The organism is Arenimonas donghaensis DSM 18148 = HO3-R19 (assembly GCF_000743535.1).
Classification (GTDB): Bacteria; Pseudomonadota; Gammaproteobacteria; order Xanthomonadales; family Xanthomonadaceae; genus Arenimonas; species Arenimonas donghaensis.
On record NZ_AVCJ01000003.1, the window covers coordinates 1 to 24,869 of the forward strand.

A 24,869-nucleotide genomic window follows, 5' to 3' on the forward strand; every position below is an offset into this window, starting at 1 on the left:
CTCTTTCGCTACGTCGGCCGCACCTTCGTGCGGAAATACACGTCAATGCGAGCCCGCCGTCGCGTCGAACCTCCTTGTCCGACCCGGGTAGAAGCCAGAACCCACACGATCGCGCCTACAGGTCGACCGACGAGGTCCGATGCCGCGCTGGGCTCGCGCAGAGGTTTATTTCCGCACGAAGGTGCGGCCGACGTAGCGAGAACCCACGAGGCGAGGCAGTGGCCCGCACGATAGCGTCGCCAGGCGTTTGTCCGTATCGCCTTGCGGGACCGGCGGTTCCGCATGCCAGGACGCGAGGGAAAGGGTGTTCCGAACAGCCGGCGAACCCCCATCCACACCCGCCGTGATGATGAGTGCCCCGTTTGCGAAAGAGCGGGCGGGGTGCTCATCAGCGCGGTGGGTGTGGCGATGATGTCTCCGGTCGCCTCGTACAACCTCGCGAAAACCCAGCCCCATATCCCGCGGAACCAAACGCGTGCTTCGGGACTGAAGTCCCTCCCACAAGCAGCACGGGTTACAGGTCTTCGTCGTCGCCGACGAGGCCGAACAGGTCGTGTTCGTCGCTGCCCATGATGCGCACGTCGCAGAAGTCGCCGGGCTTGAGACCCGCCGCTTCGCCGTCCTGGATCTGGACCAGGCCGTCAATCTCCGGGGCATCGGCCATCGAACGGGCGATCGCCAGCTCGCCGTCGATCGCGTCGACCAGGCAGCGCTGCACCGTGCCGACCTTGCGCTCGAGCTTTTCCTCGCTGATCTCGGCCTGCAGCGCCATGAAGCGCGCCAGGCGCTCCTGCTTCACTTCCTCGGGCACCGGGTCGGGCAAGGCGTTGGCTGCCGCGCCGTCCACCGGCGAGTACGCGAAGGCACCGACGCGGTCGAGCTCGGCCTGGTCGATGAAGGCCAGCAGCTGCTCGAAGTCCTCGTCGGTTTCGCCGGGGAAACCCACGATGAAGGTGCTGCGGATGGTCAGCTCGGGGCAGATGGCGCGCCAGCGCTGCACCCGTTCGAGCGTCTTGTCGACGGCGCCCGGGCGCTTCATCAGCTTCAGGATGCGCGGGCTGGCGTGCTGGAACGGGATGTCCAGGTAGGGCAGCAGCTTGCCTTCCGCCATCAGTGGGATGATGTCGTCCACGTGCGGATACGGGTAGACGTAGTGCAGGCGCGTCCACAGCCCCAGCTCGGACAGGCCTTCGCACAGACCCTTCATGCGCGTGGCGTACTCACGGCCGCGCCACTCGCGCGCCGCGTATTTCATGTCGACGCCGTAGGCGCTGGTGTCCTGGGACACCACCAGCAGTTCCTTCACGCCGCCGCGCGCCAGCTTCTCGGCTTCGCGCAGGACCTCGTCGACCGGGCGCGAAACCAGGTCGCCGCGCATCGACGGGATGATGCAGAAGCTGCAGCGGTGGTTGCAGCCTTCGGAAATCTTCAGGTAGGCGTAATGCTTCGGGGTCAGCTTCAGGCCGTAGTCGGGCACCAGGTCGATGAACGGATCGTGCTTGGGCGGCAGCGCCAGGTGCACGGCCGACATCACGCTCGCGTAGTCCTGCGGGCCGCTGATCGACAGCACGTCCGGGTGGGCCTGCTGGATCACTTCCGGGCGCTTGCCCAGGCAGCCGGTGACGATGACCTTGCCGTTCTCGGCCAGGGCTTCGCCGATGGCGTCCAGGCTCTCGGCGACGGCTGAATCGATGAAGCCGCAGGTGTTGACCACCACCACGTCGGCGTCGTCGTAGCTGGGCACGATGTCGTAACCCTCGACCCGGAGCTGGGTGAGGATGCGTTCGGAATCGACGAGGGCTTTCGGACAGCCGAGGCTGACGAAGCCCACCTTGGGCTGGCTGGCGGACATGGGACGCGGGCTCGGAGCGGGGGCGCGGAGTATACCCTCCCCCGCCGCCCCGGCCGGTGTAGGCTAGGCGCCGGGGACAGCTGAAGCAGGGGAACCGGCCATGGGCCAATCAATCTCCATCAACACCCGCCACGGCCGGATATCCGGCTACCAGGCCCGGCCGCACATCACGCCGCGCGGGGCCCTGATCCTGGTCCACGAGATCTTCGGCGTGAACCACTACATCCGCGCCCAGGCCGACCGCTTCGCCAACTACGGCTACATCACCGTGGCGCCGTCCCTGTTCGACCGGGTCCAGCCGCGCACCGAGCTGGGCTACGACGAGGCGTCCGTGGCCAAGGGGCGCGCCATCGCCGACGAGGTGGGCTTCAACGGGGCCCTGGACGGCGTGCGCGGCGCCTACGACATGCTCGAAGCCGAGAACCGGGTCGCCGTGCTGGGCTATTGCTGGGGCGGCAGCGTGGCCTTCCTGGCCAATACCCGGCTGGGCCTGCCGGCGATCAGCTACTACGGTGGCCGCACGGTGCCCCTGCTGGGCGAACGGCCGAAAGCGCCGCTGATGCTGCATTTTGGCGAGGACGACCCGCTGATCCCGCCCGAGGACGTGCAAAAGCACCGCGATGCACTTTCAGCGGCCGAAATCCACGTCTGGCCCGGCGCCGGCCACGGGTTCGACTGCGACCAGCGCCCCGACTACAACGCCCATGCGTCCCAACAGGCGCTGCAGCGCACCCTGATGTTCCTGCAAAAGAACCTGCGCTGAGCATGGCCGACGCGTTCAGCCTGGACCCGCGACTGGCGGCAGATTCGGTCCTGGTGGCAGACGGCCCCTTGTCCCAGCTGCGGCTGGTGGACGATGCCCGCTTTCCGTGGCTGCTGCTGGTGCCGCGCGTCGCCGGCGCGGTCGAGTGGGTGGATCTCGACGGTGGCCACCAGCGCCTGCTGCTGGCCGAAATCAACCAGACGGCCCGCGCACTGCGCGAGGTTGCTGATGTGCAGAAGCTCAACATCGGCGCCCTGGGCAACGTCGTGCCGCAGCTGCACGTGCATGTGGTCGGTCGGCGCAGCGACGACGACGCCTGGCCGGGACCGGTCTGGGGCAGCGGCCGCGCCCGGCCCTATCCCGCGGCCGCCCGCGACGCCCTGGTCGCCCGGATCCGGGGTTTGGCGCCGGCGTGAAGGCGCGCATCGACGCCTGGGGTGACCGTGGATGGCTGGTCACGGTGGACGTCGACAGCATCGAAGCGGCGAACCGGCGGGTGCATGCGCTGCGGGCCGCCATCGAAGCCCGGCGTCCGCCCTGGCTGCAGGACCTGGTCCCCGCCTACGCCAGCCTGGCCCTGGTCGTGGACGGTCACGCGGCCCGCGGCCAGGCGGCCTGCCTGGCAGAGGCCAGGGCCTGGCTGGAACGCCTGTTGGCGTCCGCGCCCGACGCGGAGGCGGGCACGTTGGGTCGCCGCGTCGACATCCCGGTCTGCTACGCACCGGAGTTCGGGCCCGACCTGGGCGCGTGGGCCGCGCACTGCGGCCTGGAGGTCGAAGCCGCGATCAGCCGCCACACCGCTGGCGATTACCGGGTGGCCATGCTGGGTTTCTCGCCCGGCTTTCCCTACCTGCTCGGGCTCGACCCCGCCCTGGCGATGCCACGCCTGGCGACGCCGCGCCCGCACGTGGCCGCAGGCAGCGTCGGCGTGGGGGGCTCCCAGACCGGCGCCTACCCGGCGGCCGGACCCGGGGGCTGGCGCCTGCTGGGTCGCACGCCGCTGCGACTGTTCGATCCGCAGCGCGCCGAGCCGGCCTTGCTGGCACCAGGCGACCACGTGCGCTTCGTCCGTATCGACCGCGCCGGCTTCGACGCCCTTTCGGGGGCCGGAGCATGATCGATATCGACGTCCTGGAGCCGGGTTTGCTCAGCAGCGTCCAGGCGGGACCGCGCACCGGGCTGCGGCACCTGGGCGTGGGCGCCGGCGGTGCACTGGACGGTTTTTCCTGGCAGGTCGGCAACGCGCTTCTCGGCAACCCCGGGAACGCCGCATCCCTGGAGTTCACCCTGCGCGGACCGACCCTGCGTTTTCCCCAGGGCGCCCGGATCGCGCTGACCGGCGCCGACGTCGACGCTTTCGCCGACGGCGAACCCGTGCCCGGCTGGCGCGCCGTGGCGCTGCCGGCGGGCTGCACCTTGCGCCTGGGGGCCTGCCGCCGCGGCGCACGCGGGCTGCTGGCCGTGGCCGGCGGACTGGACGTGCGCGACGTACTGGGCAGCGCCAGCACCGACCTGCGCGCCGGGTTCGGCGGCCTGGACGGCCGCGCCCTGCGCACCGGCGACCGGCTGCGGGCGCGAGGCCTGCCGCCTGCGGTCGACGTTGTGACGACGCAGACTGGCTGGATCGATCCGCATCCGGACATCGACCTGGACCGCCCGGCCCGGGTCCGGCTGCTTCCGGGCGCCGACGCGCTGGCGACGCCGACGCCCTGGCGCGATCCGTTCCGGGTGGCGGCGACCAGCAATCGCCAGGGCCTGCGCCTGGAAGGCACGCCGCTTGCGGTGCGTGATCCGGGCGACCGCCTCTCGTCCCCGGTCATCGAAGGCAGCGTGCAGCTTCCCCCCGACGGAAAGCCGATCGTGCTGCTCGCCGATGCCCAGACGGTCGGCGGCTATCCCTGCATCGGCCACGTCGTGCAGTCGGACCTGCCGCGGCTGGCGCAGCTGCGGCCGGGCGATCGCCTGCAGTTCGAAACGATCGACGCCGGGGGCGCGCTGGCCCTGGCTTGCGGCCAGCGCCAACGCCTGGCAAGAATCAGCCTGGCCATCGAACAGGCGCGCCGGCTTGCCGGACGACCGGGCCCATGAAAGAAGCGCTGGACTTCAATGCCGACGTAGGCGAAGGCGACGACGACGCCGGCGTCCTGCCGTGGGTGAGTTCGGCGAGCATCGCCTGCGGCTTCCACGCCGGAAACCCGGAAACCATGCGCGACACCGTGGCCCTGTGCCTGCGCCACGGCGTCGCCATCGGCGCCCACCCCGCCTTCGACGACCGCGCCGGTTTCGGCCGACGCGAACAGTCGGCGACGCCAGACCAGGTGCATGCCCTGGTCACCTGCCAGGTCCGCGCACTGGCGGCGATCGCGCACGCGGCCGGCGCGCGCCTGTCGCACGTCAAACCGCACGGGGCGCTGTACAACCAGGCGGCGCGCGACCCGGCCCTGGCCGACGCAGTCGCGGCCGCCGTTCGCGACACCGACCCCGGCCTGCGCCTGTTCGGCCTGGCCGGCAGCGCCCTGGTCGAAGCCGGTGCACGCCTGGGCCTGGCGGTGGCGCACGAGGTTTTCGCTGAACGCCGGTACCTTGCCGACGGCCGGCTGGCACCGCGCGGCACCGACGGCGCCGTCATCGACACGCTCGACGAAGCCCTGGCGCAGGTCAGGCAATGCCTGCAGACCGGCAGCGTCACCGCCCTGGGCGGCGAACGGGTGCCCCTGCAGGCCGACACGCTGTGCCTGCACGGCGACCGTCCCGACGCCGCCGCCTTCGCCCGGGGCCTGCGGCAGGCGCTTGAACGACTCGGCCTTCAGGTGCGCGCACCGGGACGCGGGGACGCATGAACTACTGGCCCTTGATCGGCGTCGCCTGGGTGGTGGCCGGCTTCGCGCTCCGGCTCAACCCGGCCCTGACGGTGGTCAGCGCGGGCGTGGTCACGGGACTGGCCGCCGGGCAGTCCCTGTTCGGGGTACTGGCCCTGCTCGGCGACGCCTTCGTCCGCAATCGCTACCTTGGCCTGCTGCTGCTGACGCTGCCGGTGATCGGACTGCTCGAGCGGCATGGTCTCAAGGAACACGCCCAGGCCTGGATCGCCCGGCTTCGCGGCGCCACCAGCGGACGCCTGCTGATCGCCTACCTGGCGACCCGGCAGATCGCCTCGGCCATCGGCCTGACCAGCCTGGGCGGCCACCCGCAAACCGTGCGCCCGCTGCTGGTGCCGCTGGCCGAAGGCGCCGCCGAGGCCCGCCATGGCGAGCTGGACCCGGCGCAGCGGCAGTCGCTTCGTGCCCTTTGCGCAGCCACCGACAACGTCGGCCTGTTTTTCGGCGAGGACATCTTCCTGGCGTTCGCCGGCGTTTTGCTGATCCAGGCGACCCTGGCCGAACAGGGCATCGTGCTCGAACCGATCGTCATCGCGCTGTGGGGCATCCCGACCGCACTGTTCGCCTTCGCCATCCACGCCGGACGGCTGTCGCGGCTGGACGCGCGCCTGGCGCGCGAAGCTGCCCGCCTGCAGCGGCCCGCACCGGCCGCGGGCCCATGATCACGCTCCAGTACATCTACTGGCTGGCGGGGGCCTACCTGCTGGTGCTGGCCTGGCGGGGCGGCCGCGATCGCAGCAATCGCAAGCGCTGGGGCAACGCCGGCTTCTGGGGAATCATGGCGCTGATGTTCCTGGCCGGCGAACGGCTTCCGTCGGCCCTGGCCGGCGCGGCGGTGCTGGCCCTGGCCCTGATCGCCGGCCTGGGCGCCATGGGGCGGGGCGGCGCGCCGCAGGCAAGGGACGACCGCAAGCGGGAGCAGGCGCGAGCGCTCGGCAATCGGCTGTTCCTGCCGGCCCTGCTGATCCCGGGCACCACCGTGGCCCTGGTGCTGGCAGCCAAGTACACCGGCTGGGGCAGCTGGCTGCTGGCCGCGGACCAGACCACCGTGATCGCCCTGGGCCTGGCCTGCCTGGCATCGGTGCTGTCGGCCTGCCTGCTGACCCGCCGCTCGCCGATGTACGCGATCGAGTCTTCCCGGCCGCTGGTGGATGCAATTGGCTGGACGGCGATCCTGCCGCTGATGCTTGCCGCGCTGGGCAGCGTGTTCGCCGCGACCGGCGTCGGCGACGCCGTGTCCTCGCTGGTGCAGTGGGCCATTCCGGTCGAGAACCGCCTGGCCGTCGTACTGGCCTATGCCCTGGGCATGGCGCTGTTCACCATGGTCATGGGCAATGCCTTCGCCGCGTTCCCGGTGATGACCGCGGGCATCGGCATTCCCCTGCTGGTGCAGGGGCATGGCGCCGAAGCCGCGTCGATGGCGGCCATTGGCATGCTTTCGGGCTACTGCGGCACGCTGATGACGCCGATGGCGGCGAACTTCAACCTGGTCCCGGTGGCCCTGCTGGAGCTGGACGACCCGTACGCGGTCATCCGCGCGCAGTTGCCGACGGCGCTGCCGCTGCTCGCGGCCAACGTCGTGCTGATGTACCTGGTCATCTTCCGCTGAGCGCGCGGCGGCCCGATCGCCGCCTCAGGTGCGGGGCAGCGTGACGCCGGTCTGGCCCTGGTACTTGCCGCCCCGGTCGCGGTAGCTGGTTTCGCAGACTTCGTCGGACTGGAAGAACAGCATCTGGGCCACGCCTTCACCGGCGTAGATCTTGGCCGGCAGCGGCGTGGTGTTGCTGAACTCCAGGGTCACGTGGCCTTCCCACTCCGGCTCCAGCGGCGTGACGTTGACGATGATGCCGCAGCGGGCGTAGGTGCTCTTGCCCAGGCAAACCACCAGGGTGTCGCGCGGGATGCGGAAGAACTCGACCGTGCGCGCCAGCGCGAAGCTGTTGGGCGGGATGATGCAGACGTCGGCCTCGACGTCGACGAAGCTGGTCGGGTCGAAGGCCTTGGGGTCGACGATGGTCGAGTTGATGTTGGTGAATATCTTGAACTCGCGCGCGCAGCGGACGTCGTAGCCATAACTCGAGGTGCCGTAGCTGACGATGCGGTGGCCGTCGGCCGCATGCTTGACCTGGCCCGGCTCGAAGGGCTCGATCATGCCCTGCTGCTCGGCCATGCGGCGGATCCACTTGTCGGCTTTGATGCTCATTCGGGGGCTCTTGGGGGATGCGGAGGCGAAAGCCGGGATTCTACCGGTCGCGCGGCCCGGGCGGGCCGCTGCCGGCTCAGGTGTTCTGGATGACGATGTTGGGCAGGCCGATGGCCTTGTTCCGGGCCTGCAGCGACAGCTGCGCGGCGGCGCGGCGGGCGATGTCGCGGTAGGCCAGGGCCAGCGGCGAGGCCGGATCGGCGGCCACGGTCGGAATGCCCGAATCCGCCTGCTCGCGGATGCGGATGTCCAGGGGCAGCGAACCCAGCAGGGGCACGTCGTACTGCGCGGCCATGCGCTCGCCGCCGCCGGCGCCGAACACGTGTTCGGTGTGGCCGCAGTTCGAACAGGTGTGCACCGCCATGTTTTCGACGATGCCCAGCACCGGCACCTCGACCTTGGCGAACATCTGCAGGGCCTTGCGTGCGTCCAGGGTGGCGATGTCCTGCGGCGTGGTGACGATGACCGCACCCGACACCGGCACCCGCTGGGCCAGGGTCAGCTGGATGTCGCCGGTGCCTGGCGGCAGGTCGATGACCAGGTAGTCCAGGCCGTCCCAGCGGGTGTCGTTGAGCAGCTGCTGCAGGGCCTGGGTGACCATCGGCCCGCGCCAGATCATCGGCGTGTCCTCGCCGACCAGCAGGCCGATGGACATGGCCTGCAGGCCGTGGTTTCGCTTGGGCTCGATGGACTTGCCATCGGGGCTGTCGGGCCGGCCTTCGAGGCCGAGCATCTTCGGGATGGACGGGCCGTAGATGTCGGCGTCGAGCACGCCCACGGACGCCCCCTCGGCCTGCAGGGCCAGGGCCAGGTTCACCGCGGTGGTGGACTTGCCGACCCCGCCCTTGCCCGAGGCGACGGCGATGATGTTGCGCACCCCGGGCAGCGGCGTCAGTTCCTTCTGGACTTTGTGCGCCTGGACCCGGGAAGCGACCGAGACGGTGGCCCGGGCGACGCCGGGCATCGCCTCGAGCCGGCCCCGGACCTCGGCCGCCAGGGCCTCGTGCCAGCCGGCGGCCGGATAGCCCAGCTGCAGTTCGACCGCCACCCGGTCGCCATCCAGGCCGATGCCCCTGACGCTGCCCTGCGCGACCAGGTCGCTGCCCGTGTGCGGGTCGACGATGGCGGCCAGTTCGGCGCGTACGGCGTTTTCGTTCAAGGGCATCTCAAGCTCCTGTTTCTACTGCGATTTGGGGCGGCACGGGGGGGCCGCAATTCAGCTTTGCGAATAGGCCGGAAGTCATGATGCATTTCGGCCCACCACTGTGTTACGTTCCGGTTAAGGCTTGGCCGGGGATTCAGGCCCGCCGGAACCGCAACAACCATTAAAGCTTCATAAAACAACGCATCCATTCTAGGGGGTCCAATGACTACTGCTCCAATTGCCGGGTACCGTCGTTCGGTGCTTGCGCGTTCCCTTGCCCTTGCCCTGACCATCCCGTTCGCCTGCGGTGCCGCTTTCGCCCAGGAATCGGCCGATGAGGAAGAGGAAGGTACCGCGGGTACCACCCAGCTCGACACCGTCGAGGTCGTGGGTTCGCGCATCAAGCGCGCCGAGATCGAGGGCCCGTCGCCGGTCACCGTCATCACGGCGGCGCAGATCGAGGCCGAAGGCTTCAACACGGTCTATGACGCGCTCAACACGCTGACCCAGACCACCGGTTCGTTCCAGAACGAACTCTTCCAGTCCGGCTTCACCCCCAATGCCCAGGTGCTGAACCTGCGTGGCCTGGGCCCGGGCCGCGTGCTCACCCTGATCAACGGCCGCCGCGCCGCGGACTATCCGCTGCCCTACAACGGCCAGTCGAACTTCGTGAACCTGGCCTCGGTGCCGACCGCCGCGGTCGAGCGCATCGAGCTGCTCGCCGGTGGCGCCTCGGCCATTTATGGTTCCGACGCGGTCGCGGGCGTGATCAACATCGTGCTCAAGACCAATTTCGAAGGCCAGTACCTGTCGTACCTGACCGGCCGGCCGACCCGCGGTGGCGCCCCGACCAACAACATCCAGTGGGTGGGTGGCAATACCGGTGACAACTGGAGCCTGACCTACGCCGTGGAGTACTACGAGCGTGGCGAGATGTTCGCCTCCGAGCGTGACTTCATGGACTCCTACCGCGACGACCCGAGCGTGGACCCGTCCGCCGCCACCGCCGTGCAGGGCATCCGCCTGCGCAACCGCCTGATCGGCACCGGCGCCAACAGCCAGGTCTGGCAGCCCGGCCAGAACCTCGCCTCCACCTGCTCGCGCTGGGGCGGCGACTTCGAGATCGATGCCCGGCCGACCGGTTCGTGGTGCGGCTACTACGGCTACCCGGCGACCCAGGCCATCCGTAACTCGGACGAGAACATCTCCGGTTACATCTACGGCACCCTGGACATCACCGACAACACCCAGGGCTTCATCAGCCTGAACGTCTGGGACTCGGAAGCCTCCACGGCCTCCAACACCCAGTTCTGGTCGGTGCCCCTGTTCTACGACCCGAACTTCGGCACGATCCTCGACGGCCAGCGCATCTTCACCCCGAATGAAACCGGCGGTGCCGGCGCGCAGCGCACGATCTTCAACGAGCAGTCGGTCGAATTCGCCGTGGGCCTGCGTGGCTCCTTCGCCGACAACCGCTTCACCTGGGACGCCACCCTCAGCCACTCGCGCTACGAGACCAACAACGACCGTCCGCGCTTCCTGCGCCAGAACCTGGAAGACTTCTTCCTGGGCCAGCGCCTGCCGGGCCTGGATCCGGTCTTCAACGCCTACCCGGTGTACCAGCTGAACCAGGATCGTTACTTCAACCCGATCACCCCGGCCGAGTTCCAGGCGCTGTCGACCGTGGTCAAGACCCGGGCCGATTCGAGCTCCTCGACCGCGCAGTTCGTGGTCACCGGCGACCTGTTCGAAATGCCGGCCGGCCCGCTGTCGTTCGCCACGGTGTTCGAGCTGGGCAGCCAGGAATACGAGCTCATCGCCGACCCGCGCATCCTCCCGGGCCAGAACGTCATCTACAACCTGACCGGCACCGGCGGCGGCGGCGAGCGTGATCGCTACGCGATCGGCACCGAGTTCGCGATCCCGCTGCACGACACCTTCAAGGCCACCCTGGCGGCGCGTTACGACCTCTACGACGACATCACCGACGTCGATGACGCGTTCACCTGGAATGCCGGCCTGGAATGGCGCCCGATCGACAGCCTGCTGATCCGTGGTTCCTACTCCACGTCCTTCCGCGCCCCGGACATGCACTTCGTGTTCGCGGATGAGAGCGGCTTCTTCTCCACGGTGTTCGACGAGTACACCTGCCGCAACTCCGGGCAGACCGTGACGCAGTGCGGCAACCAGACTGCGTACAACTACTCGGCCTTCGGCGTCCGCCAGGGCAACCCGCAGCTGGAAGAGGAAGAGGGCGAGTCCTACACCTTCGGCTTCGTCTGGGACGTCGTGGACAACCTGTCCCTGACCGTCGACTACTACAGCGTCGAACTCGAGGGCGTGGTCGGCGACATCAGCTCGTCGTACATCCTGCAGAACGAAGCCGACTGCCGCCTGGGCGTGGACCGCCAGGGCAACCCGGTCGACGGCAGCTCCACCTTCTGCCAGTTCATCCTCAGCAGCGTCATCCGCACCGTGGGTGGCCCGAACGACGGCCGCATCGAGCAGGTCAACCGGGGTCCGATCAACCGCTCCTACCTGTCGAACGAGGGCATCGACGCGACCCTGCGTTACACCCTCGACACCGACCGCTGGGGCAACTTCGGCTTCCAGCTGGGCTGGTCGCACGTGCTGGACCAGAAGTTCGCCGAGTTCCAGAACGAGCCGCGGGAAAGCTACCGCGACGACCTGACCAACTTCGACTTCCGCAGCCGCATGCGTGGCAGCGTGTCCTGGCAGTACAAGGACCTGGACGTCACGGTGTTCGGCACCCGCTACGGCTCGCTGCCCAACTGGGCCGAGACCGGTCGCATCGCGCCCTACCACGTGTACAACCTCAACGTTGGCTACGAGTTCACCGAGAACTTCCGCGCCAGCCTGATCGTGAACAACGTGCTCGACAAGCTCGCTCCGAAGGACGATACCTTCTTCACCTATCCGTTCTTCTGGCGCGCTTACAGCCCGATCGGCCGCGAGGTCTTCGTGCGGGCCGAGTTCACCTGGTAAGCGTTTCGAAACTGGTCGTCTGACCAAGGGCCCGGCGAAAGCCGGGCCCTTTTTTCATGGGATAATGCCGGCCCCACCGACCCGCCCGAGCCCCGATGACGCCCCGCCCTGCCCTGGTCACCACCGCCCTGCCCTATGCCAACGGCCCCCTGCACCTGGGCCACCTGGTCGGCTACATCCAGGCCGACATCTGGGTCCGGGCCCGGCGAATGTCCGGCGGCGAGGTGCACTTCGTCTGCGCCGACGACGCCCACGGCACCCCGATCATGCTGGCAGCCGAAAAGGCCGGCATGGCACCGGAAGAATTCATCAAGGCCATCCAGGCCGGGCACGAGGACGACTTCGGGCGTTTCCGTGTCGATTTCGACCACTACCACTCCACCCACTCGGACGAGAACCGCGAACTCGCCAGCCTCGTCTACACCCGGCTGCGCGACGGCAGCCACGGTCCCAAGGCCATTGCCCGCCGGTCGATCCAGCAGCTGTTCGACCCCGAACGGCAGATGTTCCTTCCCGACCGCTACATCAAGGGCGAGTGCCCGAATTGCGGCGCCGCCGACCAGTACGGCGACAACTGCGAAGTCTGCGGCAAGGCCTATGCACCGACCGACCTGAAGAACCCACGTTCGGTGGTGTCGGGCGCGACGCCCGAGCTGCGCGACTCCGAGCACTACTTCTTCGAACTCTGCAAGTTCGAGGCCTTCCTGCGCCAGTGGCTGGCCGGCGACGTGGCGCACCCGGCGGTGAAGGCCAAGCTGGCCGAGTGGCTCGAAGGCGGGCTGCGCGACTGGGACATCAGCCGCGATGCGCCCTACTTCGGATTTCCCATCCCGGATGCCCCGGGCAAGTATTTCTACGTCTGGCTCGACGCCCCCATCGGCTACCTGGCGTCGTTCAAGGCCCACTGCGCCAAGGCCGGACTGGACTTTGGCGCCTTCACCGACGAGGCACGCAACCCCGCCGGCGCCACACCGACCGAGATGCACCACTTCCTGGGCAAGGACATCATCAACTTCCACGGCCTGTTCTGGCCGGCGATGCTGCACGGCGCCGGGCTCAGGCCGCCGACGGCGCTGCACGTCAACGGCTACCTCACCGTCAACGGCGCCAAGATGAGCAAGTCGCGCGGCACTTTTGTCATGGCCCGCACCTATCTCGACCAGGGCCTGGACCCGGAGGCACTGCGCTACTACTTCGCGGTCAAGACCGGCGCCGGCGTCGTCGACCTGGACCTCAACCTCGAGGACTTCGTCGCCCGGGTCAATTCCGACCTGGTGGGCAAGTTCGTCAACATCGCCAGCCGCTGCGCCGGCTTCATCACCAAGCGGTTCGACGGCCAGCTGGCGCCCGCCCTGCCCGACCCGGCCATGTACGAACGTTTCGTCGCCGGTGCCCGCGACATCGCCGCCAGCTACGCACGCGACGAGTATGGCCAGGCCATGCGCCAGGTGATGGCGCTGGCCGACGAGGCCAACCGCTACATCGACGAACACAAGCCCTGGGTGATCGCCAAGCGCGAGGGCGCCGACGCCGAGCTGCAGGCCGTCTGCAGCCAGGGCCTGAACCTGTTCCGCGTGCTGGCGGCGGCGCTCAAGCCGGTGCTGCCGGGCACGGTCGCGCGGGCGGAAGGTTTCCTGCAGGCCCCGGTGCGGCACTGGGACGACGTCGCCCGTCCGTTGCTCGGCCACGCCATCGCACCCTTCGAAGCCCTGATGACCCGAATCGACCCCAAGCAGATCGACGCCATGACCGAAGCAAGCAAGGAAGACCTCAAGCCCGCCGCCGCCCCTGTGGGAGGGACTTCAGTCCCGAAAGCCAGCGCCGGCAAGAGCACCGGGACTGAAGCCTCTCCCACAGGGGAAAACTTCATCGGCATCGAGGACTTCGGCAAACTCGACCTGCGCATCGGCAAGGTGCTCGAGTGCGGTTTCGTCGAAGGCTCGGACAAACTGCTGCGGTTCCTGCTCGACGCCGGCGAACTCGGCCAGCGCCAGATCTTCAGCGGCATCCGCGCCAGCTACGGCGAACCGGATGCGCTGGTCGGCCGCAACGTCGTCTTCATCGCCAACCTGGCGCCGCGCAAGATGCGCTTCGGCCTGAGCGAGGGCATGATCCTGTCGGCCGGCCATGACGGCGGCGCACTGGCCCTGCTGGGCGCCGACGCCAGCGCCGAGGCCGGCATGCCGGTGCGCTGAGGCCGCCATGGACGACATCGCCCTGCTGCTGGTCGGCGCGGTGTTCGTCAATAACTTCGTGTTGGTGAAGTTCCTCGGCCTCTGCCCGTTCATGGGCGTATCGCGGCGGCTGGACGCTGCCTACGGCATGGCCCTGGCCACCGGCTTCGTGCTCACGCTTTCGGCGGCGCTGGCCTGGTGCGTGCACCACTGGCTGCTGGCGCCGCTGGGCCTGGAACACCTGCGCACCCTGGGCTTCATCCTGGTGATCGCGGCGGTCGTGCAATTCACCGAGACGGTGATGAACCGCCAGAGCCCTCGCCTGTACCGCGTGCTGGGCCTGTACCTGCCGCTGATCACCACCAACTGCGCGGTGCTGGGCGTCGCGCTGCTCAACGTGCAGGCGCGCCGGGGCCTGTTCGATGCGGTCGTCTACGGGTTCGGCGCGGCAGTGGGCTTCGGCCTGGTGCTGGTGCTGTTCTCGGCCATGCGCGAACGCCTTGAAGTCGCCGACGTCCCTGCCGCCTGGCGCGGCACGCCGATCGCCCTGGTCACCGCCGGGCTGATGTCCCTGGCCTTCATGGGCTTCACCGGCATGGTGCCGGCCTGATGTGGCTGTCGGTCGGCGTGGTGGTCGGCCTGGCCGCCCTCCTGGGCGCAGTGCTCGGCTGGGCCACCGTGCGGTTTCGCGTGCAGGCCGACCCGATGGTCGAACGCATCGACCGCCTGCTGCCGCAAACCCAGTGCGCCCAATGCGGCTATCCGGGCTGCCGGCCTTATGCCGAAGCCATCGCCCGCGGCGACGCCGACATCAACCAGTGCCCGCCCGGCGGTGATGCCGGCGTCCGCGCCCTCGCCGAACTGCTGGGCCGCGAAGCCAAACCCGTCAACCCCGAAAACGGCAGCATCAAGCCACCGGTCGTGGCGCTGATCGTGGAAGAGGACTGCATCGGCTGCACCAAGTGCATCCAGGCCTGCCCGGTGGACGCGATCATCGGGGCGCCCAAGCGCATGCACACCGTGGTTCCGGAGCTGTGCACCGGCTGCGAGCTATGCCTGCCGCCCTGCCCGGTGGATTGCATCGAGCTGGTCGCGCCAACGCCCCGGGCCAGCGAATACCGCTGGCCCCGGCCGGCGCCGGCTCAGAGCCGTTCGACGGTGTAGCCGGCCTCGCGCAGCAGGTTCACCAGGCCGTCGTCGCCGAGCAGGTGCAGCGCACCGACGATCACCAGCACGTCCTCGTCCTTGCCGCCGCGCTCCAGGCGCTGCTCCAGCACCGGCAGCCAGGCCAGGTTGCGGTCGCGATTGATGCGCCGGTACAGCTCCGGGTATTCCTCGCGCAGGCGCTGGTTGGTTTCGGCTTCGATGCCGGCGTCGTCGCCGTTGCGCCAAAGCTGGTGAAGCCGGTTGATGTTCTCTTCCATCTTCTCGGCATCCGCCAGCACCTCTTCGAGCGACTGCTGCTGGAGGCGGGGGTCGAGACCGTCGAACAGCGCGATCTGCTGGGCGCCGGTCTCCAGGCCTTCGGTGGGCTTGCCGGCTTCGACGGCCCGGCGGGCGAAATGCCGGTCCAGGCCCAGCGCCGGATCCAGGCCCAGCCGCTGCATCTCGAGCAGCGAAACCGTCAGGCTGACGAACCAGGCCTCGAAAGCCTGCAGGTTCTCGATCGGCACGCCGCGGCGCGCCGACCAGGCTTCGAGCCGGGCCCAGGTCTGGGTCGGCAAGGTGTCCTGCAGGCGCTTGCCATCCTCGCGGCGCGCCGCGGCGCCCATCCGCTGGCCCAGCGCGGGATCGTTCATCTCGGCCGGCGAGAGCTCGAACACCAGCGACTCGGCATCCTCGAAGGCCAGGTCGGTGCTGGCGGCCAGCGGGTAGTCGCCCTTTCGCAGCAGATGGAACGAGCCCAGCAGGTAGACGGCATTGTCGGCGTCGCTGACCTTCCAGAGCAGCGGGCGCGGGGCTTCGGCCCGGGCACAGCCGGCGGCGAACGTGAGGGTCAGCAGGCAGGCGATCCAGGCCAGGCGCATTCAGGGGATCCTTCGGGCTTATTGGGGAAACGGCAGGGGCTTTTTTTCGCCCGCTTCGATGCGCAGGTCCAGCCGGTTCTCCGGCGGCGGCATCGGGCAGGTGGAATACGCGGTGAACGCGCAGGGCGGATTGTAGGCACGGTTGAAGTCGAGCACGGTCATGCCGTCGGGCCCCGCCGGTTCAGCGTAGAGGAAACGTGACGCCGAATAGGTCTCGTGCCCGCTGGTGCGGTCGGCGAAGACGAAAAACAGCTGGCCATCCCCCTCGTCCAGGGCTTCGAGCAGGTAGGCCTTGCCGTCTTTCTCGAAGTGCACCCGGCCGGGGTTCGCCATCGGCTCGACCATGCCCAGCATGTTGACGATGTCCATGGTCCTGCCCTCCGGATGCGCTTCGAAGCGCGCCTCGAAGCGGAAGTCGGGATTGATGTCGAAATAGTCGATGCCCGGGAAGCTGGTCCGCGTGCGAGCCATGGCATTTCGCACCCGCAGGGCGTGCCGCCCCGAACGCTCGATCAGCAGGAAACTGGCGTCGCCGCGGTTGAAGCCCACGACCGTCGGCGTGCCCCGCGCATCGGACACCAGTTCCACCCGGCCTTGGGCCGGTTCGCCGTTGATCCAGACCTCGGCGCCCTTGGCGATGTCCAGGCGCGCGCTGCCGTCCTTTTCCAGGGTGAGCATGCCCAGCTGCGGCGGGCCCAGGTCCAGGCGGGTGCCGTTGTCCTTGGCCGAGCCCACGAACGTCGTGCCCGTGCCGACCCAGTGCAGGCCAACCAGGGACAACCAGCCGTCCGGGCGGGTCAGCCGCTCGACGCGCTGCTCGCGCCACTGGCGTATTTCCCGGACGTAGGCCTGGCGCGCAGCCTGCTCGGCGCGTGCCGCGGATTCGGCGTTGGATTCGGCATCGCCGCCGCCGCAGCCGGCGAGTGCGGCGGACAGGGCCAGACCAGGCAGCAGGATAGTGCGCATCAGCGTCCCCTGAGGAAAAGTTTGTCCAACTCGGATTTGCTCAACTGCACCCAGGTCGGGCGCCCGTGGTTGCATTGGCCGCTGCGCTCGGTGGCTTCCATGTCGCGAAGCAGCGCGTTCATCTCCGGCACCGTCAGGCGCCGGTTCGCACGCACCGACGTATGGCAGGCCAGGGTCGAAAGCAGTTCGTTGCGCGCTTGCTCGAGCTTGCGGCTGCTGCCGTGTTCGCGCAGGTCGGCGAGCACGTCCAGGGCCAGCGCGCGCGGGTCGAGGTCGGCCAGCAGGCTCGGCACGCTGCGGATCGACAGGGCCTGCGGTCCGGCGCGGCGGATCTCGAAGCCGTAGTCGGCCAGCGCCTGGGCATGCTGGTCGGCGGCATCGGCCTCGCGTTCGCTGACCGCCAGCGACACCGGGACCAGCAAGGGTTGGCTGCGGATGCCCTCGCCGTCGAGCGCCGACTTGAGCCGTTCGTAGGTGATGCGTTCATGGGCCGCATGCATGTCCACCAGCACCAGGCCATGGTCGTTTTCGGCCAGCACGAAGACACCATGCAGCTGCGCGAGCGCATAGCCAAGCGGCGGCGCTTCGCCTTCGTTGGCGGCCGCCGCCGGCATCGCGGTGCCGGCCTGCCCCGGCTCGGGTGCGCGATACAGCGAGGCATAGGCCGACATCGCTTCGCGCACCGGCAAACCCAGGCCGCCCTGCCGCGGCGTGAAGCCGCCGCCTCCAGGCGCCGCCACGCCCATCGCCAGCGCCGGGCTTGCCTGCGGTTCCGCGGCCAACCCGGCGCGCGTCGAGGCCAGCGCCTGGTGCAGGGTCCGGTAGATGAACTCGTGCACCAGCCGCTGCTCGCGGAAGCGCACCTCGTGTTTGGCCGGATGCACGTTGACGTCGACCTGGCGCGGGTCGCACTCGAGGAAGAGCACGAAGGCAGGGTGCCGGCCGTGGAACAGCACGTCGGCGTAGGCCTGGCGCACCGCGTGCGCGACGGTGCGGTCGCGCACGGCGCGGCCGTTGACGTAGAAGTATTGCTGGTCGGCGCTCGACCGCGCCGCGGTGGGCAGCCCGACCCAGCCATGCAGTCGCAGGCCTGCGGCGGCATGGTCGATTTCCAGGCACTGGTGGGTGAAGTCTTCGCCCAGGGCCTCGGCGACGCGACGCAGGCGCTCGCCGCCGTCGCGCACCGGCTTGTAGTGCCGGCTGGCGCGACCGTTGTGGCTGATGCGCAGTTCGACCCAAGGACGGGCCAGCGCCAGCGAGCGCAGCCATTCCTCGATGTGTCCGAGTTCGGTGCGTTCGGCGCGCAGGAACTTGCGTCGCGCCGGCACGTTGAAGAACAGGTCGCGCACCTCGACCGTGGTGCCCTCGGGATGCGGATGCGGCATCAGTTCGCCGACGCGACCGCCGTCCACTTCGAGGCGGGCGCCCTGGCTTTCGCCTCGCGGCCGCGCGCTGATCGCGAAGCGGCTGACCGAGGCGATCGACGGCAAGGCCTCGCCGCGGAACCCCAGCGTGGCGACTTCCTCGAGGTCTTCGATCGAGCTGATCTTGCTGGTGGCATGGCGGGAGATGGCCAGGGCCAGTTCCGGTGCCGGGATGCCGCCGCCGTCGTCGCGAATGCGAATCAGGCGAACGCCGCCTTCCTCGAGATCGATGTCCACCCGGTTCGCGCCGGCATCCAGGGCGTTCTCGACCAGCTCCTTGACCACCGACGCAGGGCGTTCGACCACCTCGCCGGCGGCGATCTGGTTGACCAGGGTGTCGGGCAGGGCTTGGATCGGCACGTCGCGCAGGGTCCGGGCGAAAACAGCCCCGATGATAGCAGCGGCGGCGCGGCTTACTCCGGCAGACCAGCCAGGGTGGCGCTGGCGACCGGGATGGTCAGGCGCTCGCCGATCTTCACGGTGTCGCCGTCGAGCCGGTTGGCGGCACGGATGGAATTCATCGGCACGCCGTGGCGCTGGGCGATCAGGCTCAGCGTCTCGCCGCGGCTGACCACGTGCTGGCGGCTGCCGCCCAGGGTGCCCTGGCGGGCCGCGTACCAGGTGCCCGGGGGCGCCTGGTTGGCGAAGTAGTTGCGCACGCCCGACACGATGGCGGTGGCCATCCGGCTGCGATAGGCCGGGTCGGACAGCCGGGTTTCTTCACCGGGATTGGTGATGAAACCGGTCTCGACCAGCATCGAGGGCACGTCCGGCGAGCGCAGCACGACGAAATTGGCGCGCTCGATCTGCTTCTTGTGGGTCTTGCCGACGCCCTTGAGCGCGGCCAGCACTTCGCCGGCGACATCGTCGGAGACGCGCATCGTGGCGTTCTGCGACAGGTCCAGCAGGACCGCCGCCAGGTTCTTGTCGCGCGCGTCCAGCGAGACCCCGCCGACCAGATCGGCGGCGTTTTCCTGGTCGGCCAGCCAGCGCGCGGCTTCAGACGAGGCGCCGCGCAGCGACAGCACGTACACCGACGCACCGCTGGCCGCCTTGTTGTGGGCGGCGTCGGCGTGGATGGAGACGAACAGGTCGGCCTGGGCCTCGCGGGCCTTCTGGTAGCGCTCGTGCAGCGGAATGAAGACGTCGCCGTCGCGCACCATGAAAGCTTCCATGCCCGGGTCGGCATTGACCTGGCGCGCGAGCTCGCGCGCCATCGCCAGGGTGATGTCTTTTTCGTACTTGCGGCTCGGGCCGATCGCGCCCGGGTCCTTGCCGCCGTGGCCGGCGTCGATGGCGATGACCAGCTTGCGCTCACCCGCGCCGATGACGTCCTCGAGCGTGCGCGCCACGGCGGGCGTGCCGCTGGGGCGGTCAGTGGAAAGCAGTTCGACGATCAGGCGGGCGGAGTCGCCCTCGCGTTCGATGCGGCTGCGCGGCTGCACCGCGCCCCCGAGATCGAGCACGACGCGCAGGTCGCCTTCGGCCGGCTTGCCGGTGCGCACGCCGGCGACCAGGCCGTTGGGCGCCGGGGCCCGGAAGCCGCTGGCCACCGACGAGCCCGACAGGTCGAGCACCAGGCGGTGCGGGTTGGCGAGGGTGAAAACCTTGTAGTCGGCCGGGGCCGACAGGTCGAGTACGGCGTGGGTGCCCGACGCCCCTTCGACCAGGGTGACCCCGCGCAGCTGCGCGGCCTGCGCCGCGGACGCGGCGAGCGCCAGCAGGGCGGCGAACGAAACAGCAAGGGCCTGGGGACGACGCATGCGGCCGATTGAAGCACCGCCCGCGCGCTATTGCAAGCACTTTTTCCTTTGTAATCCGATACCTGCCCCACCTTCCTAGGATTTGGGTAAGAAGGTGGCCGGAAACCCACTATCCGGGGGTTTTGCCCAGCCAGGCCTCGCCGCGGGCGCTGGTTGCCTGCAGTCGCGCCACCCGGCCCGTGCCGGCCAGCGCCAGGCTGATACGCAGGTCCGACGGCGGGAGGCCCAAAGCGCCCCGCTCCGGCCACTCCACCAGCCAGAGCCGGGCGTCGGCCAGTTCGTCCAGGCCCAGGAAATCAAGCTCCGCAGCGTCCGCCAGCCGGTAGAGGTCCAGGTGCGCCGCCTCGCCCCCGTCCGGCAGCGCATAACGCTCGACCAGCGTATAGGTCGGGCTCTTGATCGCGCCCTGCACGCCCAGCGCCCGCAGCCAGGCCCGGGCCAGGCTCGACTTGCCCGCGCCCAGGGGACCCTCGAGGAAAACGACGGCACCGGCGGGGGCGGTGGCCGCTAGTGCCCGGCCCAGGGCTTCGGTGGCGGCCGGGTCGGCCAGGAAGTGCTCGCGTTCGCTCATGCCGGGTTCGCCAGCCTGCGCAGGTGGGGAAACAGATCGGAAGGCAGCAGGCCACGTTCGCCGTCCACGCGTGCCGCGGCGTCGCCGGCGGTGGCATGCAGCAACGCGCCGGCGACGCTGGCCTCGAAGGCCGGCAGCCCCTGGGCGAGCAGCGAGGCGATCACGCCCGAAAGCACGTCGCCCATGCCGCCGGTCGCCATGCCCGGGTTGCCGGCGCCCACGACCACCGGATCCCGCCCGGGTGCGGCGACGACGGTGCCGGCCCCCTTGAGCACCACCACGGCCTGGTAGCGCTGGGCCAGCCGGTGCGCGGCGCCAAAACGGTCCGCCTGCACCTGCGCCGTATCACAGGCGAGCAGGCGGGCCGCCTCGCCGGGGGGCGGGGTCAGCACGGCCCCGGGCACGGGCACCGGCCGGACCGCCAGCAGGTTCAAGGCATCGGCATCGAGCACCAGCGACTTGCCGGCACCCAGCGACGCGTCGAGCAGCGATCTTCCCCAGTCCCCCTGCCCCAGTCCGGGGCCGACGGCCACCACGCTGGCGCGTTCGAGCAGCGGTGCCAGGGCGGTGGCGTCCTCGACGGCATGGGTCATGGCCTCCGGGCGGGCCGCGACCAGGGCCGCGACGCCCTCGCGGCGGGTGGCGACGCTGGCCAGGCCCACGCCGGTACGCAGGGCGGCTTCCGCGCACAGGCGCACGGCGCCGCCCATGCCGACCTCGCCACCGATGCACAGCACGTGGCCGTGTTCACCCTTGTGCGCATTGGCGTGGCGCGGCGCCAGCCAGGCCGACAGGTCGGTGTCACGCACCAGCCAGGCCGAGGGTGGGTCCTGGCCGGTGTCGATCGCCGGCAGGCCCAGGCGGTCCACCCTGACTTCGCCGCAGGCGTCCCGGGCCTGGCCGGTGTACAGGCCCTGCTTGGCGGCGATGAAGCTCAGGGTGACGCGTGACTGCACCACCACCCCGGGCACCCGGCCGCGGTCGGCGTCCACGCCCGAGGGCACGTCCAGCGCCAGCACCGGGCGGCGACTGGCATTGATTCGTTCGATCAGCGAGCGCACCGCGTCCGAGGGCGGCCGCGACAGTCCGATACCGTAGATCGCGTCGACCCAGACGTCGACGTCGGGCAGCATCCCGTCGAAGGACTCGACCCGGCCACCGGCGCCGCGCCAGGCCGCGAGCGCCTCGCGCGCGGGATCGCGGCGCGGATGGCCGCCCGGCGCACAAACCACGTGCACGGTGCAGCCCGCCTCGCGCGCCAGGCGCGCCAGCACGTATCCATCGCCGCCGTTGTTGCCCGGACCGCAGGCCACCCCGATGCGCCGCACCTGCGGCCATTGCGCGCGCAGCAAGGCCCAGGCGGCCGTACCGGCACGGGTCATCAGTTCGTAGGCCGGGATGCCCCACTGCTCGATCGCGCGGCGATCCATCGCGCGAACCTGGTCGCCGCGGTAGAGGGGGAACATGTCGGCCATGGCGGGATTCTATACTTGCCGGCATGCATGACCGCGCCGACATGGATCAACTGGCCCTCGCCATCAAGGCCTGGGGCAGCGAGCTTGGCTTCCAGCAGGTCGGCATCGCCGGCATCACGCTCGACCAGGACGCCGCGCACCTGCGCGACTGGCTGGCCAAGGGACAGCACGGGCGCATGGACTACATGGCGCGCCACGGCGACAAGCGCGCGCGCCCCGAGGAGCTGGTGCCGGGCACCGTGCGCGTGGTGTCGGTGCGCCTGGATTACGGCACCGCCGACGACGGCGCCGCCTGGGACACGCTGGCGGAAGGCGAACGCGCCTACGTGGCGCGCTACGCCCTGGGCCGGGACTACCACAAGCTGATGCGCAACCGCCTGCAGAAGCTGGCCGACCGGATCGCCGAAGAAACCGGGCCCTTCGGCTATCGCGCGTTCGTGGATTCGGCGCCCGTGCTCGAACGCGCCCTGGCCCGCGACGCTGGCCTGGGCTGGATCGGCAAGCACAGCTGCCTGATCAACCGCAGCGCCGGCAGCTGGTTTTTCCTGGGCGAGATCTACACCGACCTGCCGCTGCCGGTGGATGCGCCCGCCAGCGCCCATTGCGGCACCTGCACGCGCTGCATCGAGGTTTGCCCGACCGGCGCCATCGTCGCGCCCTACCGCGTCGACGCCCGCCGCTGCATCAGCTACCTGACGATCGAACTGCGCGAAGCCATCCCCGAAGAACTGCGTCCGCTCATCGGCAACCGCATCTTCGGCTGCGACGACTGCCAGCTCGCCTGTCCCTGGAACAAGTTCGCCCAGCGCCACGACGAACCCGACTTCCGCGCGCGCAACGACCTGGACCAGGCCAGCCTGGCCGACCTGTTCGCCTGGGAGGAAGACGAGTTCCTGCGGCGCACCGAAGGCTCGGCGATCCGCCGCACCGGCCACGAAGGCTGGCTGCGCAACATCGCCGTGGCCCTGGGCAATGCCCCGACCACGCCAGGCGTGCTGGCGGCGCTGGCCTCGCGGCGGGACCATGCCAGCGCGCTGGTGCGCGAACACGTCGCCTGGGCGCTCGCCCGGCACGAAGGCCGCGATTAGCGGCGCGAGCGGATTTCCGCGATGAGCGCCCGGGTGACAGGGTCGGAGGGCTCGGCGTCACCGGCCACCGCCGGCAGCAGTTCGCCGGCGATTTTCTTGCCCAGCTCGACACCCCACTGGTCGAAGGCGTTGATGCCCCAGAGCACCGACTGCACGTAGACGCTGTGCTCGTACATCGCCAGCAGCGCACCCAGCGAATAGGGATTGAGTTCGTCGAGCAGGAACAGGGTGTTCGGGCGCCCGCCGGGATAACGCTTGTGCGGGTCGTCGGAGGGCGCGCCGTTGGCCAGCGCCTCGGACTGGGCCAGCAGGTTGGCCAGCAGCGCGTGGTGGTTGTCGTCGAAACCGTGCGCCGGCCGCACCACGCCGATGAAATCGGCCGGCAGGATGTCGGTGCCCTGGTGCAGCGCCTGGAAGAAGCTGTGCTGGGCATTGGTGCCTGCGCCGCCCCACAGCACCGGCACCGTGTGCACCGGCACCGGGCTGCCGTCGAGCCGCACCGATTTGCCCAGGCTTTCCATGACCAGCTGCTGCAGGAAGCCCGGCAACAGCGCCAGGCGCTGGTCGTAGGGCATCACCGCGTGGCTGGCGGCACCCAGCGCGTTGCGGTTCCAGACCGCGAACAGGCCGTGCCAGGCCGCCAGGTTGCGCGCCGGCGGCGCTTCGCGCACGTGCTGGTCCATCATCGCCGCGCCTTCGAGCAGGCGTGCGAATCCGTCGTGGCCGATGGCGAGCTGCAGCGCGAACCCCACCGCCGACCACAGCGAATAGCGGCCACCCACCCAGTCCCACATCGGCAGCACGCGATCCGGGGCGATACCGAAGGCTTCGGCACGCGCGACGTTGGCGCTGACTGCGTACAGCCGCTCGCTGCCGCCCAGCCAGTCGCGCAGGATGCCGCCGTTGAGCAGGGTTTCCTGCGTGCCGAAACTCTTGGACACCAGGATCCCGGCCGTGCGCCCCGGGTCCAGGTCGGCAAGCAGGTGACGTGCGGCGCTGCCATCGACGTTGGTCAGGAAATGCACGCGGAAACGACCGTCATGGAAATCACGCAAGGCGTCCACGGCCAGGCGCGGACCCAGGTCGCTGCCCCCGATGCCGACGCTGACGATGTCGGTGACCGGCCCCTGGGCCAGGGCCGCGTGCAGCGCGTCGACGCGCTCGCGGCCGGCACGGGCCTCGGCGGCGGCGGCGCGCGCCGGTTCACCGCGGCCGACGTCGCCGCGCAGCGCACTGTGCAGGGCCGGGCGGCCTTCGGTTGGATTTACGATTTCGCCGTCGAACAGGGCCGCCAGTGCCTTCGCCAGGCCGGCACCGGTCGCCAGCGACTGCAGCTGGCCCCAGGCGGCATCGTCGATGCGCTGGCGCGCGAAGCTGGCGTGGATCGGCCCGACCCGCAGCGCCCAAGTGCCGGCCCGCGCCGGTTCGGCGGCCATCAGGGCCGAAAGCGGGGTCGCCGCCAGGCGATCGCCGTGCTGCCTGAGTTGCTGCCAGTGCGCGGCGCTCAGCATGGATGCCCCGGGAAAGTGGCCGT

The 24,869-nt window shown here is 69.8% G+C and carries 22 protein-coding genes; 12 read left to right on the plus strand and 10 right to left on the minus strand.

The window, feature by feature from the left end; genetic code table 11:
• Positions 1–514 precede the first annotated feature (514 nt).
• Positions 515–1,852: a 30S ribosomal protein S12 methylthiotransferase RimO gene (gene rimO, locus N788_RS03195; protein WP_034220885.1), complete on the minus strand. Its 1,338-nt coding sequence runs from the start codon at positions 1,850–1,852 to the stop codon at positions 515–517.
• A 100-nt stretch (positions 1,853–1,952) separates the two neighbouring features.
• Here rimO and N788_RS03200 point away from each other — a divergent pair, with 100 nt between their 5' ends.
• From N788_RS03200 to N788_RS03230, 7 genes are read left to right on the plus strand one after another with little or no spacing between them, the layout of a single operon-like run.
• Positions 1,953–2,615: a dienelactone hydrolase family protein gene (locus N788_RS03200; protein WP_034220886.1), complete on the plus strand. Its 663-nt coding sequence runs from the start codon at positions 1,953–1,955 to the stop codon at positions 2,613–2,615.
• Positions 2,616–2,617: 2 nt separating this feature from the next.
• Complete coding sequence (locus N788_RS03205; RefSeq protein WP_034220887.1) at positions 2,618–3,031, plus strand: HIT family protein; 414 nt, start codon at positions 2,618–2,620, stop codon at positions 3,029–3,031.
• A complete protein-coding gene (gene pxpB / locus N788_RS03210) occupies positions 3,028–3,732 on the plus strand; it encodes a 5-oxoprolinase subunit PxpB (RefSeq protein ID WP_051924310.1) in 705 nt (234 codons plus the stop codon). The genes N788_RS03205 and pxpB overlap by 4 nt, the downstream gene beginning before the upstream one ends.
• A complete protein-coding gene (locus N788_RS03215; protein WP_034220889.1) occupies positions 3,729–4,703 on the plus strand; it encodes a 5-oxoprolinase subunit C family protein in 975 nt (324 codons plus the stop codon). Before pxpB ends, N788_RS03215 begins: the two co-directional genes overlap by 4 nt.
• On the plus strand, positions 4,700–5,455 hold the full coding sequence (locus N788_RS03220) for a 5-oxoprolinase subunit PxpA (RefSeq protein WP_034220893.1): 756 nt from the start codon (positions 4,700–4,702) through the stop codon (positions 5,453–5,455). Before N788_RS03215 ends, N788_RS03220 begins: the two co-directional genes overlap by 4 nt.
• Positions 5,452–6,156, plus strand: a complete 705-nt coding sequence (locus N788_RS03225) for a DUF969 domain-containing protein (RefSeq protein WP_034220894.1) — start codon at positions 5,452–5,454, stop codon at positions 6,154–6,156. Before N788_RS03220 ends, N788_RS03225 begins: the two co-directional genes overlap by 4 nt.
• Positions 6,153–7,103, plus strand: a complete 951-nt coding sequence (locus N788_RS03230; protein ID WP_034220896.1) for a DUF979 domain-containing protein — start codon at positions 6,153–6,155, stop codon at positions 7,101–7,103. Before N788_RS03225 ends, N788_RS03230 begins: the two co-directional genes overlap by 4 nt.
• 24 nt (positions 7,104–7,127) lie before the next feature.
• Here N788_RS03230 and dcd read toward each other — a convergent pair whose 3' ends face one another.
• Positions 7,128–7,697, minus strand: coding sequence for a dCTP deaminase (gene dcd, locus N788_RS03235; protein WP_034220897.1), 570 nt, complete (start codon positions 7,695–7,697; stop codon positions 7,128–7,130).
• A 76-nt stretch (positions 7,698–7,773) separates the two neighbouring features.
• Positions 7,774–8,862: an iron-sulfur cluster carrier protein ApbC gene (apbC, locus tag N788_RS03240; protein WP_034220899.1), complete on the minus strand. Its 1,089-nt coding sequence runs from the start codon at positions 8,860–8,862 to the stop codon at positions 7,774–7,776.
• 201 nt (positions 8,863–9,063) lie between these two features.
• On the opposite strand from apbC, the gene N788_RS03245 reads away from it, so the two are divergent.
• The 4 genes from N788_RS03245 to rsxB all read left to right on the plus strand — a co-directional run bounded on the left by N788_RS03245 (position 9,064) and on the right by rsxB (position 15,185).
• Positions 9,064–11,847: a TonB-dependent receptor plug domain-containing protein gene (locus tag N788_RS03245; RefSeq protein WP_051924311.1), complete on the plus strand. Its 2,784-nt coding sequence runs from the start codon at positions 9,064–9,066 to the stop codon at positions 11,845–11,847.
• A 95-nt stretch (positions 11,848–11,942) separates the two neighbouring features.
• Positions 11,943–14,042 carry a methionine--tRNA ligase gene (metG, locus tag N788_RS03250; RefSeq protein WP_034220902.1) on the plus strand — a complete coding sequence of 700 codons (2,100 nt, stop codon included), beginning with the start codon at positions 11,943–11,945 and terminating at the stop codon, positions 14,040–14,042.
• Positions 14,043–14,049: 7 nt separating this feature from the next.
• Entirely contained in the window at positions 14,050–14,631 is a 582-nt protein-coding gene (gene rsxA / locus N788_RS03255) for an electron transport complex subunit RsxA (RefSeq protein ID WP_034220904.1), read from the plus strand.
• Positions 14,631–15,185: an electron transport complex subunit RsxB gene (rsxB, locus tag N788_RS03260; RefSeq protein ID WP_034220906.1), complete on the plus strand. Its 555-nt coding sequence runs from the start codon at positions 14,631–14,633 to the stop codon at positions 15,183–15,185. Before rsxA ends, rsxB begins: the two co-directional genes overlap by 1 nt.
• Here rsxB and N788_RS03265 read toward each other — a convergent pair.
• The 6 genes from N788_RS03265 to N788_RS03290 all read right to left on the minus strand — a co-directional run bounded on the left by N788_RS03265 (position 15,164) and on the right by N788_RS03290 (position 22,247).
• The gene (locus N788_RS03265; RefSeq protein WP_034220908.1) at positions 15,164–16,048 is read right to left on the minus strand and encodes a TraB/GumN family protein; all 885 of its coding nucleotides are present in this window, start codon (positions 16,046–16,048) and stop codon (positions 15,164–15,166) included. The two genes, rsxB and N788_RS03265, sit on opposite strands and share 22 nt — an antisense overlap.
• 18 nt (positions 16,049–16,066) lie before the next feature.
• The gene (locus tag N788_RS03270) at positions 16,067–17,014 is read right to left on the minus strand and encodes a DUF1684 domain-containing protein (RefSeq protein ID WP_034220909.1); all 948 of its coding nucleotides are present in this window, start codon (positions 17,012–17,014) and stop codon (positions 16,067–16,069) included.
• A complete protein-coding gene (gene mutL / locus N788_RS03275) occupies positions 17,014–18,798 on the minus strand; it encodes a DNA mismatch repair endonuclease MutL (RefSeq protein WP_034220910.1) in 1,785 nt (594 codons plus the stop codon). The genes N788_RS03270 and mutL overlap by 1 nt, the downstream gene beginning before the upstream one ends.
• 53 nt (positions 18,799–18,851) lie before the next feature.
• Positions 18,852–20,201 carry an N-acetylmuramoyl-L-alanine amidase gene (locus N788_RS03280; RefSeq protein WP_034220911.1) on the minus strand — a complete coding sequence of 450 codons (1,350 nt, stop codon included), beginning with the start codon at positions 20,199–20,201 and terminating at the stop codon, positions 18,852–18,854.
• Between the two features lie 109 nt (positions 20,202–20,310).
• Positions 20,311–20,772 (minus strand): tRNA (adenosine(37)-N6)-threonylcarbamoyltransferase complex ATPase subunit type 1 TsaE, encoded by a 462-nt coding sequence (gene tsaE, locus N788_RS03285; RefSeq protein WP_034220912.1) that lies wholly within the window; start codon positions 20,770–20,772, stop codon positions 20,311–20,313.
• Positions 20,769–22,247 (minus strand): bifunctional ADP-dependent NAD(P)H-hydrate dehydratase/NAD(P)H-hydrate epimerase, encoded by a 1,479-nt coding sequence (locus N788_RS03290; RefSeq protein ID WP_034220914.1) that lies wholly within the window; start codon positions 22,245–22,247, stop codon positions 20,769–20,771. The genes tsaE and N788_RS03290 overlap by 4 nt, the downstream gene beginning before the upstream one ends.
• A gap of 23 nt (positions 22,248–22,270) precedes the next feature.
• On the opposite strand from N788_RS03290, the gene queG reads away from it, so the two are divergent.
• Positions 22,271–23,335 (plus strand): tRNA epoxyqueuosine(34) reductase QueG, encoded by a 1,065-nt coding sequence (gene queG, locus N788_RS03295; protein WP_034220916.1) that lies wholly within the window; start codon positions 22,271–22,273, stop codon positions 23,333–23,335.
• Here queG and pgi read toward each other — a convergent pair.
• Complete coding sequence (gene pgi, locus N788_RS03300; protein WP_034220917.1) at positions 23,332–24,846, minus strand: glucose-6-phosphate isomerase; 1,515 nt, start codon at positions 24,844–24,846, stop codon at positions 23,332–23,334. The genes queG and pgi overlap by 4 nt on opposite strands.
• Between the last annotated feature and the right edge of the window lie 23 nt (positions 24,847–24,869).

Coding starts and splice junctions, on each gene's coding strand:
- rimO (WP_034220885.1), bottom strand. CDS start 1,852: ATGTCCGCCAGCCAGCCCAAGGTGGGCTTCGTCAGCCTCGGCTGTCCG.
- N788_RS03200 (WP_034220886.1), top strand. CDS start 1,953: ATGGGCCAATCAATCTCCATCAACACCCGCCACGGCCGGATATCCGGC.
- N788_RS03205 (WP_034220887.1), top strand. CDS start 2,618: ATGGCCGACGCGTTCAGCCTGGACCCGCGACTGGCGGCAGATTCGGTC.
- N788_RS03215 (WP_034220889.1), top strand. CDS start 3,729: ATGATCGATATCGACGTCCTGGAGCCGGGTTTGCTCAGCAGCGTCCAG.
- N788_RS03220 (WP_034220893.1), top strand. CDS start 4,700: ATGAAAGAAGCGCTGGACTTCAATGCCGACGTAGGCGAAGGCGACGAC.
- N788_RS03225 (WP_034220894.1), top strand. CDS start 5,452: ATGAACTACTGGCCCTTGATCGGCGTCGCCTGGGTGGTGGCCGGCTTC.
- N788_RS03230 (WP_034220896.1), top strand. CDS start 6,153: ATGATCACGCTCCAGTACATCTACTGGCTGGCGGGGGCCTACCTGCTG.
- dcd (WP_034220897.1), bottom strand. CDS start 7,697: ATGAGCATCAAAGCCGACAAGTGGATCCGCCGCATGGCCGAGCAGCAG.
- apbC (WP_034220899.1), bottom strand. CDS start 8,862: ATGCCCTTGAACGAAAACGCCGTACGCGCCGAACTGGCCGCCATCGTC.
- N788_RS03245 (WP_051924311.1), top strand. CDS start 9,064: ATGACTACTGCTCCAATTGCCGGGTACCGTCGTTCGGTGCTTGCGCGT.
- metG (WP_034220902.1), top strand. CDS start 11,943: ATGACGCCCCGCCCTGCCCTGGTCACCACCGCCCTGCCCTATGCCAAC.
- rsxA (WP_034220904.1), top strand. CDS start 14,050: ATGGACGACATCGCCCTGCTGCTGGTCGGCGCGGTGTTCGTCAATAAC.
- rsxB (WP_034220906.1), top strand. CDS start 14,631: ATGTGGCTGTCGGTCGGCGTGGTGGTCGGCCTGGCCGCCCTCCTGGGC.
- N788_RS03265 (WP_034220908.1), bottom strand. CDS start 16,048: ATGCGCCTGGCCTGGATCGCCTGCCTGCTGACCCTCACGTTCGCCGCC.
- N788_RS03270 (WP_034220909.1), bottom strand. CDS start 17,014: ATGCGCACTATCCTGCTGCCTGGTCTGGCCCTGTCCGCCGCACTCGCC.
- N788_RS03280 (WP_034220911.1), bottom strand. CDS start 20,201: ATGCGTCGTCCCCAGGCCCTTGCTGTTTCGTTCGCCGCCCTGCTGGCG.
- tsaE (WP_034220912.1), bottom strand. CDS start 20,772: ATGAGCGAACGCGAGCACTTCCTGGCCGACCCGGCCGCCACCGAAGCC.
- N788_RS03290 (WP_034220914.1), bottom strand. CDS start 22,247: ATGGCCGACATGTTCCCCCTCTACCGCGGCGACCAGGTTCGCGCGATG.
- queG (WP_034220916.1), top strand. CDS start 22,271: ATGCATGACCGCGCCGACATGGATCAACTGGCCCTCGCCATCAAGGCC.
- pgi (WP_034220917.1), bottom strand. CDS start 24,846: ATGCTGAGCGCCGCGCACTGGCAGCAACTCAGGCAGCACGGCGATCGC.